Source organism: Pseudomonas azotoformans (genome assembly GCF_001579805.1).
Taxonomy (GTDB): domain Bacteria; phylum Pseudomonadota; class Gammaproteobacteria; order Pseudomonadales; family Pseudomonadaceae; genus Aquipseudomonas; species Aquipseudomonas azotoformans_A.
In genome coordinates this window covers 1,424,043-1,434,396 of the sequence record NZ_CP014546.1, presented here as the reverse complement: position 1 = coordinate 1,434,396, position 10,354 = coordinate 1,424,043, and the positions used below count along the sequence as shown (strand labels likewise).

Annotated in this window: 10 protein-coding genes and 1 pseudogene; 2 read left to right on the top strand and 9 right to left on the bottom strand. The window is 61.0% G+C overall.

Annotated features, from left to right (window positions below; genetic code table 11):
* Nucleotides 1–41: 41 nt before the first annotated feature.
* The gene (locus AYR47_RS06750) at nucleotides 42–671 is read right to left on the bottom strand and encodes a LysE family translocator (protein WP_033897217.1); all 630 of its coding nucleotides are present in this window, start codon (nucleotides 669–671) and stop codon (nucleotides 42–44) included.
* Between the two features lie 136 nt (nucleotides 672–807).
* On the opposite strand from AYR47_RS06750, the gene AYR47_RS06745 reads away from it, so the two are divergent.
* The gene (locus AYR47_RS06745; protein WP_061449406.1) at nucleotides 808–1,281 is read left to right on the top strand and encodes an Lrp/AsnC family transcriptional regulator; all 474 of its coding nucleotides are present in this window, start codon (nucleotides 808–810) and stop codon (nucleotides 1,279–1,281) included.
* An 84-nt stretch (nucleotides 1,282–1,365) separates the two neighbouring features.
* On the opposite strand, the gene AYR47_RS06740 is transcribed toward AYR47_RS06745, so the two are convergent.
* The 8 genes and pseudogenes from AYR47_RS06740 to AYR47_RS06705 form a co-directional block, all read right to left on the bottom strand.
* A complete protein-coding gene (locus AYR47_RS06740; RefSeq protein ID WP_033897218.1) occupies nucleotides 1,366–1,953 on the bottom strand; it encodes a mobile mystery protein B in 588 nt (195 codons plus the stop codon).
* Nucleotides 1,944–2,408: a helix-turn-helix domain-containing protein gene (locus tag AYR47_RS06735; protein ID WP_033897219.1), complete on the bottom strand. Its 465-nt coding sequence runs from the start codon at nucleotides 2,406–2,408 to the stop codon at nucleotides 1,944–1,946. Before AYR47_RS06735 ends, AYR47_RS06740 begins: the two co-directional genes overlap by 10 nt.
* Nucleotides 2,409–2,571: 163 nt before the next feature.
* Nucleotides 2,572–3,504 carry a phosphatidate cytidylyltransferase gene (locus AYR47_RS06730; protein WP_010207670.1) on the bottom strand — a complete coding sequence of 311 codons (933 nt, stop codon included), beginning with the start codon at nucleotides 3,502–3,504 and terminating at the stop codon, nucleotides 2,572–2,574.
* 1 nt (nucleotide 3,505) lies between these two features.
* On the bottom strand, nucleotides 3,506–4,126 hold the full coding sequence (locus tag AYR47_RS06725; protein WP_061434693.1) for a lysophospholipid acyltransferase family protein: 621 nt from the start codon (nucleotides 4,124–4,126) through the stop codon (nucleotides 3,506–3,508).
* A 9-nt stretch (nucleotides 4,127–4,135) separates the two neighbouring features.
* Nucleotides 4,136–4,579 carry a hypothetical protein gene (locus AYR47_RS06720; protein ID WP_016978701.1) on the bottom strand — a complete coding sequence of 148 codons (444 nt, stop codon included), beginning with the start codon at nucleotides 4,577–4,579 and terminating at the stop codon, nucleotides 4,136–4,138.
* A complete protein-coding gene (locus AYR47_RS06715; protein WP_061434691.1) occupies nucleotides 4,569–5,867 on the bottom strand; it encodes a phosphatase PAP2/dual specificity phosphatase family protein in 1,299 nt (432 codons plus the stop codon). The genes AYR47_RS06720 and AYR47_RS06715 overlap by 11 nt, the downstream gene beginning before the upstream one ends.
* 2 nt (nucleotides 5,868–5,869) lie before the next feature.
* Nucleotides 5,870–7,619: pseudogene (locus AYR47_RS06710) on the bottom strand (bifunctional alpha/beta hydrolase/class I SAM-dependent methyltransferase).
* An 11-nt stretch (nucleotides 7,620–7,630) separates the two neighbouring features.
* On the bottom strand, nucleotides 7,631–8,254 hold the full coding sequence (locus AYR47_RS06705; RefSeq protein ID WP_061434689.1) for a CDP-alcohol phosphatidyltransferase family protein: 624 nt from the start codon (nucleotides 8,252–8,254) through the stop codon (nucleotides 7,631–7,633).
* A 186-nt stretch (nucleotides 8,255–8,440) separates the two neighbouring features.
* Between AYR47_RS06705 and hflK the strand changes: the two genes are divergently transcribed.
* Nucleotides 8,441–10,345 carry a protease modulator HflK gene (hflK, locus tag AYR47_RS06700; protein WP_061434687.1) on the top strand — a complete coding sequence of 635 codons (1,905 nt, stop codon included), beginning with the start codon at nucleotides 8,441–8,443 and terminating at the stop codon, nucleotides 10,343–10,345.
* The last annotated feature ends 9 nt before the right edge of the window (nucleotides 10,346–10,354 follow it).

Genomic DNA, 10,354 nt, shown 5'->3' with positions numbered 1-10,354 from the left:
CGCGTCTTTGATACAAAAGATGACGCCGATACGCTGCACCGCTAGGCGTGTTGCACAAAAGTGAGACGCACCGCAAAACCGATCAAAAGACTGCCGAATAGCCATTGCTGCACACGCTGCGCCGAGCGATTGCGTGCCAGCCACTGGCCAATGCGCACGCCGGCCAAGGCATAACAACAGTCGAAGACGAAACCGACTGCGACCAGAATCACCCCCAGCAAGGCGAATTGCGACGCCACCGGTCCGGCTTGCGGGTTGATGAATTGCGGCAGCAGTACCGAACAGAACAGCAGTGCCTTGGGATTGAGCAGGTTGGTCAGCAAGCCACGTTGCAGCGCGGCACGCCAGGCACGCGTTGTCAGGGTGGCGTTGGCCGTATCGAGCGTCGGCAGCATATTTGCCCGCAGGCACTGCACCCCCAGCCACAACAGATAGGCCGCGCCGCCCAGGCGCACTACATCAAAGGTCCAGGGCGCCACCTTGAACAAGGTCGCCAAACCCATGCCCGCCAGCGCTACATGGCAGGCGCGGGCCAGTCCCAGGCCAATCGCCGTGGTCAGCGCCAGGGCCTTGCCCTGACGCGCGCCGGTCTGCAGCAGCAGGATCATGTCCGGCCCCGGCAGCAGGTACGCCACCGAAAGAGCCACCAGAAACAACCAGAGTTCCGCCATGTTCCACCCCCCTTGTGTGTCGGCCAATTCTAGGGCCGAAGGGCGGGGCAGGTGCTTGCGTAATCAGCCCGAAAAGCGTCTAGTCTTGGCGCTATCTGCCACTTATTGCCATGAAAGCCATCCACTTATGCCAAATCTGAAACTCGATGCTTTTGACCGCAAGATTCTCGAAGCCCTACAACGCGACGGCCGCCTGAGCAATGTACAACTGGCCGACGAGATCGGGCTGTCTGCCTCACCCTGCCTGCGGCGCGTGCGACTGCTGGAAGAAGCCGGCGTGATTCGCGGCTACCAGGCCACACTGGATCGCGATGAAGTGGGCCTGGGGATGATGGTGTTCGTGGGCGTGAAGGTGGAGCGGCATAACGACACCGAGGCCAACGCCTTTCGTGAGGCGGTCACGGCGCTGCTAGAGGTGATCTCGGCGTTCCTGGTGTCGGGGGAGTCGGACTTTCTGTTGCAGGTGGTGGTGCCGGATTTGCGCGGCTATGAGCGGTTCGTTACGGGTAGTTTGCTGAAGCTGCCGGGGGTGAGGGATATCCGCAGCAACTTCGCGATCCAGACCGTGAAAACCCCAGGGGCATTGCCACTGGGGCATTTGCCGGGTTAAGCGCTTGTGACAAGCTCCCTCGCCACAGGGGTACAGCGGATTCACGATTCACCCTAACGTTGCCCGTTATCCTCAAGCGGCGCGTCAACTGCGCACGAATGCCGACAGTAGCGTGTAATCATTGTTGTCGGCAGCGCGAAGCGCTTGGATGTAGCGTTGGCGTACTTCAGTAGCGGTCACCAGGTTACCGCGACCCCAGGAGAAGGGAGCAAGACCACATTGCCTCAGTAGGCAGTCGGTCATGAGGCGAGCATGTCTACCGTTGCCATTCGGAAAGGCGTGTAGCCAAACAAGTCGGTGGTGAAAGCGCACGGCAACCTCTTCTGGCGGGAAGACATTGTGTTCCAGCCAGTAAGCCATGTTGTCGAGCAACTGTCGTAAGTTGACCGCGATCTGCGTCCAATCACAGCCGATATTCTTATCGGATTTGCGGAAGGTGCCGGCCCATTTCCAAGTGTCGTCGAACATTTTCACGTGAAGCTCACGGCAGAAATGGTCGTTCAGTACATCCAGCTTTTTTTGCCGCGCTATCCAACGTGAGGCTTTGAGGATGTTCTGCGCTTCCCATTCATCCAATTCGCCCTGGTTGGCGATATGCCTCGGTTTCAGGCCAGCGACTTCGTCGGGATCGAGAGGCGTTTGGCCTGGTTTCAGTTCCAGTTCTATTGCCATAGGCGGGCCCACGAACCGTCGAGTAGTTCTCTGCGGCGTTCATCAATCTGACGTTCGATGAACGCATCAGAGGGGCGTTGGTCTTCGAGGCTCATGGAGTGTGCAACGCCTAGGATTTCTTGCTTCGCCATGAATTCGGCGCGGTCTTGGATGACTTCGTGCAGGGGCTTCTTGGGGACCAGGCCGTAGACGAGTTCACAGTCCAGTGCTGCTGCTAGCTTTCTTAGCTGTGCGAGTGATATCCGATCTTCAGCCTCTGAGCGCTCGGACTTGGTCAACGTCCCTGAGGATACGCCGGCAATTTCGGCCTGCGTTTTTAATGAGCGGCCTAATGATTCTCGGATAGCCCGCAGCCAACCGCCTGGCGGAACAGCCGCATTTTTAATGGTATTAAACGGCTCAATGGCACGTTCTACTTGAGAAAGGCGCAGTTTGTAGAGCTTGGAAGCACTCATGGTAAATGATCCTTTGTAAGCCTATAGGCTATCAATTTCTTTATTAATATTAGCCTATAGGCATACAAATAAATAAAAAAATAAGCCTATAGGCTAACAAAATACATAATTTTGTTTGCCTATAGGCTTAAAAATTCGTTCAAGTTGTTAATGGCAACGAAATTTACGTCCACCAATACCGCACAAGATGAAAGAAAATCGGCGCCGCAAAGCACACCGAATCCAACCGATCCAACATCCCGCCGTGCCCTTCGATCATATGGCCCCAATCCTTCACGCCGCGATCGCGTTTGATCGCCGACATCACGATGCCGCCGGCAAATCCGAGCAGGTTGATCAGCAGTGCAATCAAGAACGACTGCCACGGGTTGAACGGCGTGGTCCACCACAACGCCGCGCCGATCAGCGACGACAGCAGGATGCCGCCGACAAAGCCTTCCACGGTTTTCGACGGTGACAGGTTCGGCGCGATCTTGTGCTTGCCGAACAATTTCCCACACACGTACTGCAAGACGTCCGACAGTTGCACCACGATCACCAGGTAGGCAATCAGCAGCAGGTTGCGGCCTTCGTAGCCGGGGATGTCGAGGGTGAGCAGGGCGGGCACGAAAGACACACAGAACACTGCGATCATCAGGCCCCACTGCACTTTCGACGCGCGTTCCAGGAAGTGCGTGCTGTCGCCACCCAGGGAGGCGAGGATCGGCAGCAGCAGGAACACGTATACCGGGATGAAGATCGAGAACAGCCCGTACCAGTCCGAGTAGATCAGCAGGTATTGCAGCGGCAGCGCCAGGTAGAACGCGGCGACCAGCGCCGGGTAGTCGCTGCGGCGGGTGGGGGTGAGGGTGAGGAATTCGCGCAGGGCGTAGAACGACACTGCGTAGAACAGCAGGATCACCGCGCCGGTGCCGAGCCAGAAGGCGATGCCGATCACCACCACCATGACCCACCAGGCGTTGATGCGCGCATTGAGGTTGTCGATGACGGCATTGGGGCTGCCACGGGTGCGCAGCTTGAGGATCAGGCCGATCAGCGAGGCGAGCACCAGGATGGCGCCGATGCCGCCGAACAACATCAGGGTTTGGCTATCCATGTCAGACAGGCTCCGGGGCAAGGGCGAGCAGGGCGTCGCGGGTGCGGGCGAGGAAGGCGGTTTTGTCTTCGCCGTCTTCCAGTTGCAGCGGCGCGCCGAAGCTGGTGGTGCACAGCAAGGGCAGCGGCAGGACGCGGCCCTTGGGCATGACCCGGTTGAGATTGGCGATCCACACCGGCACCAATTCGGCCTGTGGGTAACTTTTCGCCAGGTGATATAAACCGCTTTTGAACGGCAACAGGCCGTCTTCGAGGTTGCGCGTGCCTTCGGGGAAGATGATCAGCGAATCGCCGCCTTCCAGAGCGTTGAGCATGGGTTGCAAAGGGTTATCCACAGGGTCCTTGCGTTCGCGGTCGATCAGCACGCCGTTGAACACTCGGTTGATGATGTAGCGACGCAGGGCGCTGGTATTCCAGTAATCGCTGCCGGCGACCGGGCGCGTGAATTTGCGCAGGTTCTGCGGCAGCGAGGCCCACAGCAACACGAAGTCTCCGTGGCTGCTGTGGTTGGCGAAGTAGATGCGTTGCACCGGCACCGGCGCGCAACCGAGCCACAGGCTGCGGGCGCCGGTGACGGTGCGGGCCATGGAGGTAATCAGCGTGGCGACCACGGGTTCGAACATGGGGATTCCTTATCCGGCGAAAGGCAGCCAAGGGCTGGCGAGGATCACGCCCAGGGTCAGCAGCGCTTGCGCGCCCAGCAGCCAGGCTTGTTTGCGCAACAGTTTGAGCGCGCCACGACGGCGCTCGGTCCAGGGTCGGCCAACGCGCTTGGCCGATTGCAGGCCAAGGGTTTGCAAGGCCTGGTCGAGGTCCGGGGTGCGGTCGATGTCCCGGGCCAGCAGCGCGAACAGGTCGGCGTCGAAGGCCACGCGCAGCGCCCAGTACTTTTGCAGCAGCCCGAGGATAATCATCCACAGACTCAGCAGCAGGCAGATCGGCGCAATACTGGCCATCAGCAGTTGGGCCAGGCCGAACAGTACGCCGACCAGGGTCAGGCCTGTGGATAACTGATCCAGCGAGCGACCTCGACGCAACAAGCTGGCGACAACCTGCAGTTCCATATCAGCGGGCATGGGGTAAACCCTCCAAAGCTTCACGGTGTGCGGGGTGCAGGACCACATCGGCCCGCGCTGTATGAATGATAGTCAGCGCATCCTCTATCGTCGCGGCGCGCCCGGTATGCAGTAGCCAGGCCGCGACGGCGGTGGCGCTGCGCGAATAGCCAAGGGCGCAGCACACCAGCAAGGGGCCGTTAGTGCGCAAGCGTTCGATGGCTTGCGCGGCTTGCAGGCATTCGTCGGGGCTCGGGGCAATCAGGTCCAGCACGGGAATCGATTGGTAAGCGCGGCCCTGTGGATTAATCGGTAATTCGGCACAGAGATCGACGATGGCCTTGAAGGGTTCTTGCTCACTTGCTGTAGGAATACGCCCGAGCCAGACGTTATCCACAATCAGGTCCGGTTGTGGATGCTTGCGTGTCCACAGGCGCGAGTTGATCCAGGCCGCGGCCAGATAGGGCGCATACAGCCAGCGCGCAGCAGGTGTCAGTTGGCCGTCGGCGCGTTTCTGGAACCCCGCAGCGCCCAGCACGAAGTAATTCGCTTTGATCAAGGCGAGGGAAACCGCAGGCCAAAGTATCCACAAACCGCCGCCGCCCAGTACAAACGCAAGAATTGCCAACAGCAAGGCGCCAAGGCCATAGCGCACACCTAACCGCCAGCGCTTGGGATCCCGCGTCAGCCGTGCATTCAATAACGGGCTCGGATGTTCCACCGGCCACAACCACACACACAGCCACCCGGCGAGGGCGCCTGTGGGTAAGTCGATAAAGTGATGTTGATAAGTGGTCAGCACTGAAATACCGATCAACGCGAACCAGCCATGCACCAGCCAACGCCAGAATCCCTGAGTATGGCGTTGGTACATGACCCACAGGATCACCAGCAACGCGATATGCAGGGACGGCGCCTGGTTGAACGGTTTGTCGAACCCCGCCAGCACCGCAAACAGCCAGCCGAACACGCCGTCCAGCTCCGGCCGTTCGAAGGTGAAGCGCAGCGGCCAGATCAGGAAGCAGCTCACGGCGATCACCTGGGCACTCAGCAAGCGCAGCGCATGTTGCTTCAGTTCATGCCGGGTGTTGGGTAGCAACAGGGAAAACCCGTAGAGCAGGTCGATGGACCAGTAGGGCACGATGGTCCAGGCCCAGAACGGCATATGGGTTTCCCAGCCGAACACCAGCGTGCCGACGTCGCTGCGCTGGCTGGTGACCCAGGTGGCAAAGCCGTAGGTGCTGAAAAACAGCGGCGCCAACAGCAGCAGCCACAGGAACGCGGGTTTCAATAAGCCGGGTTCGCGCATGCTCAGATCTTCTGTGCCAGGGACACCGTGAAAATGCCCCACTCATCCACTCGCTGGGTGATCTTGCGGAAGCCGGCGGCTTCCACCAGTTGATCCATTTCCGCCTGGCTGCGTCGGCGCATCACCCAAGCCTGGCCCTGGCGGTGGCTGGTCAGTGCGCGTGCGATCAGCTCCAGTTGCGGGTGCCATGGCTGGCCGGTGTAGACCAGATAGCCGCCGGGCTCTACGGCCTCAGCGAGGCCCGCCAGCGAACCGCCGACCATGCCGTTATCGGCAAACAGCTCATACAGCCCGGACACCACCGCCAGCGTTGGCTTGGGTTCCAGCGCGGCGAGATCCAGGCGGTCGAATGCATCACCTTTGACGAACTGCGCAATGTCCCCCAGGCCTTTCTCGCGAATCAGCGCACCCCCGTCGCGCACGTTGATGTCGCTATAGTCGCGCAGCAGGATCGATTCCGGCAGCGGCGACACGCCCTGCAAGGCTTCGAGGATGTAGCGGCCATGACCGGCGGCGATATCCACGATACGCACTTCGCGATCTTCCCCGCGCAACTTGGCCATCGCCAGGCGCAACAGTTCTTCTACATTCAACTTGCGCTGGCGAATGCCGCGCCAGCCGATGGAGTTGAGGTAGTTGGTGTCGATCATCCGCCCCAGCCCGCCCTTGCCGGTGGGCGTGTTGCGGTACACGTAGTCGAGGGTGCTGCCCGAGTCGAAACCGGTGTCGAAGCCCAGCTTCACACCGTCCGACAGGTTCTTGCCCAGGCCCATGCTGGCGCGGGTCATGCGCCAGTACAGGTCGCGCAAAGAGTTGCGCGGTAGCGGCGCGGCCAGGGCTTCGGACTCGGCGCAAGTAGCGCCCAGCTTGTCGGCGTCCAGCAGTGACGCGCGGTCCAGCGGGTGTTCGAAGTTCTGCAGGATGAAACGCCGGGCGCTGCTCACAGCAGTTGCGCGGTCGCGTTCGCCCAGGGTGTCGTGGAAGAAACCGGGGAGAATGTGCAGCTCTTTTTTCAGGCTGCCGAGGCGGTCGAAAAATTGCTGCTGGGGTTTGCGGTGCACCACGAAGTCCGAACCCGAGATCAGCAGTTGCGTCGGCACCTGGATCGCCTGGGCATCGGCGACAACCCGGTCGGCCGCTTCGTACAGGCCCGAGCAGCACATTCACCGAGATTGCCTTGGTGATCAGCGGATCGCTGTCGTAGGAGGCGACGCGCTCCGGGTCATGGCTGAGGAACTTGGCCTTGACGTAACTGTTGACGAAAAAGTTGCCACGCAACTTGCGCATCAGCGCCAGGCCCGGCCGCGCAAAGGGCACGTAGAGCTTGACCTTGAACGCCGGGGACGCGAGCACCAGCGCGCGGATTTTCGGAGCGTAGTCATGCACCCACGTCGCGGCAATCACCGCGCCGACGCTTTGCGCGATCACGGCAAAGTTTTCTTCATCGATGCCATAGGTGGCGCCGATATGGTCGCAGAAGGTCTGCACGTCACGGGCGCTGGTGGCGAAGCTGGGGCTGTCACCGCGCTCGCCGGGGGATTGGCCGTGGCCACGGGCGTCCCAGGCGAAGAAATCAAACTGCGGCAGGTTCAGCTCATCCACCAGGTGGGCGATACGTCCCGAATGCTCATGGCCGCGATGGAACAACACGATTGCCTTGCGCGGCCCGGTAGTTTCCGTGGCCGGCCAGTGCCGGTAGAAAAGCTCGACGCCGTCGTGGGTACTGAAGGTGTGCTGTTGCTGTTCGCGCATCGCAAAAATCCTTATGCAATCGGTGAGGTTTCTTGTTGTTCTTTGAGGCCCTGACGCACCCGGTTGACCAAGGTGTAGGCGAGCAGGGCGGCCACCAGCCACATCACGGCGTCGACCCAACCCGCGCCCAGCCAGCCCAGCGCCACGCCGGTGGCCAGTACCCCGAGTACGAACGCGCGATCGCTTTTGCCCATCGGCCCGTCATAGCGCCGCGATGCGCCCACCATCGGCCCCAGTACGCCGGCGTATTCGCTGAACACCGCCAGCAACGCCACCAGCAGCACCGGCGCCAGGCTCACGCCGGGGATCAGCGCAAACGGCAGGATCAGCGCGCTGTCGGCGATCACATCGCACAGTTCATTCAGGTAGGCGCCCAGGCGCGACTGTTGGCCGAATTCACGGGCAAGCATGCCGTCGATAGCGTTGAGCGCCATGCGCAGGATCATCCACAGCGGGATCAGCGCAAACAGCCACAGGTGTTGGGCGAAGCTGGCAATCAGCAGGCCGACCAGCAAGGAAATCACGCCGGCCAGCACGGTGATCTGGTTGGCGGTGGTGCCATTGTCATAGAGGCGCTGCACAAGAGGGCGCAGCAGGTTTTGAAAACGCGGCTTGAGCTGATAGATCGAAATCATGGGGAGTGACGCTTCCTTGTCCGTGGACCCGCGAAAAACTGTTCTGGAGTGTGCCCGATTCTTCGTGGCCTGCACCAGTGATGGCGCGTGTTTCTGGGGGTTTAGTCACGGTCTGCTTCTAAGCAAACAAAAATTTCACGCCTTGTGTTATATCGTAACTAATTGTGTGCGAGCGGACATAAGTGGATGCAAGTGGATCTGGAAGCTGACGGCGCTTCGGTGGAAGGCCTTCCGCGTTTTCAACAGGGGCTGTTCCATGCCCGACGATTGCGCCAGGCCGGTATCAGCCTGACGGTGTTGGCCGTTGCCGGCTGGGTGCTGGCGCTGTTTGTCGCGTTGTTTGCGCCGCTGTCGATCTGGCCGGTGGTGTTGATCAACTGTGCGTCGGCGTTGCTGTTATTGGTAGCTGGCTTGCAATCGGCGTGGTGGGTGGCGGATTGGCGTGCGCAGGCGTTGGAAGAACCGTCGGTTGATGCGCCGGTTGAAGACGCAAGCCGCTACGCGCGCCTTCTGGAGCGCTTTGGCAAACAGATCGGTACGCCAGTGTTGTGGCTCGGCGGCTGGTCGTTGCTGGCGTTGGTCAGCATTGTCGAGTTCTGGAACCTAGCCTTGCCCGCCGCAGCGATCGGTCAATCGGCAAGCATCGGCGCCGCCCTGGCATTGGGGTTGGCGTTTGGCGTGCTGGTGTTTGAACGCCGTCTGGCCCAGGAGACCACCGCGCAATGGCCGGAAGCCTCGCAACTGGCGCAGTTGAGCCGGGTGGCGATTATTTGCCTGGTGGTCAGTGCGGTGTGCCTGCTGTTTGCCGGGGCCAACGCCGTTTGGCCCCTGAGGTTGGCCGTATTAATCGGCTTGCTGCCGGCGCTCGTCTCGCTGGAGTTTCTATTAAGAGCTGTGTTGTCCCTGTTCAGCCCACGTCAGCCCCGCGTCGAGCCGCGCTTGATGGCGCAAAGCTTTATCGCCGGATTGTTACGCTGGCCGCCGCAGCCCTTACTCGCGCTGCAACATGAATTGCACAACCGCTTTGGTATCGACCTGCGCCAGATCTGGGCATTTACCTACATGCGCCGGGCGTTCCTGCCGGTGTTGCTGGTGGTGCTGGCGGTAGGCTGGGCGCTTACTGGCGTGCACGAAGTGCCCCTGCAAGGTCGTGGGATCTATGAACGTTTCGGCAAGCCGGTGCAGGTGTTCGGCCCTGGCTTGCATGCGGGATTGCCATGGCCATTGGGCCGCGTGATCAGTGTGGAAAACGGCGTGGTGCATGAACTGGCCACCAGCGTCAGCGAAGCCGCCACGCCAGAACTGGCCCCCGCCGAAGGCCCGGCGCCGCTGATCGCCAACCGTTTGTGGGACGCCAGCCATGTGAATGACAAGTCCCAGGTGATCGCCAGCAGCAGCGGCGACAAACAGAGCTTCCAGATCGTCAATATGGATGTGCGGTTCGTCTACCGCATCGGCCTCACCGATCAGGCCGCGCTCGCCGCCACCTATAACAGCGCGGACGTGCCGACCCTGATCCGCAGCACCGCCAGCCGCATCCTCGTACATGACTTTGCCTCACGCACCCTCGACGAATTGCTTGGCGAACAACGCACGAGCCTGGCCGACGAAATCGGCCGCGCCGTGCAGGCCGACCTGCAAACACTCGACAGCGGCGTAGAAATTCTCGCCACGGTGGTGGAGGCGATCCACCCACCGGCCGGCGCCGCCAACGCTTACCACGGTGTGCAAGCTGCGCAGATCGGCGCCCAGGCCCTGATTTCCCGCGAACGCGGCGCGGCTAGTGAGCAAACCAACCAGGCGTTGCTGCAAGCCAGCACCGCCCGCGATCAGGCCACAGCCACCGCCCGCGAAGTGAACGCGGGCGCCCAGGCGGCCAACCTGCGTTTTGCCGCCGAACAAAAGGCCTACGCCACGGCCGGCCAGGCGTTCGTTTTGGAACAGTACCTCGGCCAACTCAGCCAGGGCCTGGCCCACGCCAAGCTGCTGATTCTGGATCATCGCCTGGGTGCCGACGGCGCGCCGACGATCGATCTGCGTTCTTTTACCTTGCCGGCCGATCCTTCGGTGCCGCGTAAAGCCGTTCAATAAGGAGTCTGT

Excerpts from the sequence above, each read along its gene's own strand:
- AYR47_RS06735 (WP_033897219.1), bottom strand. The coding sequence starts at position 2,408 with ATGAGTGCTTCCAAGCTCTACAAACTGCGCCTTTCTCAAGTAGAACGT.
- AYR47_RS06725 (WP_061434693.1), bottom strand. The coding sequence starts at position 4,126 with ATGTTCGAACCCGTGGTCGCCACGCTGATTACCTCCATGGCCCGCACC.
- AYR47_RS06715 (WP_061434691.1), bottom strand. The coding sequence starts at position 5,867 with ATGCGCGAACCCGGCTTATTGAAACCCGCGTTCCTGTGGCTGCTGCTG.
- AYR47_RS06705 (WP_061434689.1), bottom strand. The coding sequence starts at position 8,254 with ATGATTTCGATCTATCAGCTCAAGCCGCGTTTTCAAAACCTGCTGCGC.
- AYR47_RS06740 (WP_033897218.1), bottom strand. The coding sequence starts at position 1,953 with ATGGCAATAGAACTGGAACTGAAACCAGGCCAAACGCCTCTCGATCCC.
- AYR47_RS06720 (WP_016978701.1), bottom strand. The coding sequence starts at position 4,579 with ATGCCCGCTGATATGGAACTGCAGGTTGTCGCCAGCTTGTTGCGTCGA.
- hflK (WP_061434687.1), top strand. The coding sequence starts at position 8,441 with ATGCAAGTGGATCTGGAAGCTGACGGCGCTTCGGTGGAAGGCCTTCCG.
- AYR47_RS06730 (WP_010207670.1), bottom strand. The coding sequence starts at position 3,504 with ATGGATAGCCAAACCCTGATGTTGTTCGGCGGCATCGGCGCCATCCTG.
- AYR47_RS06750 (WP_033897217.1), bottom strand. The coding sequence starts at position 671 with ATGGCGGAACTCTGGTTGTTTCTGGTGGCTCTTTCGGTGGCGTACCTG.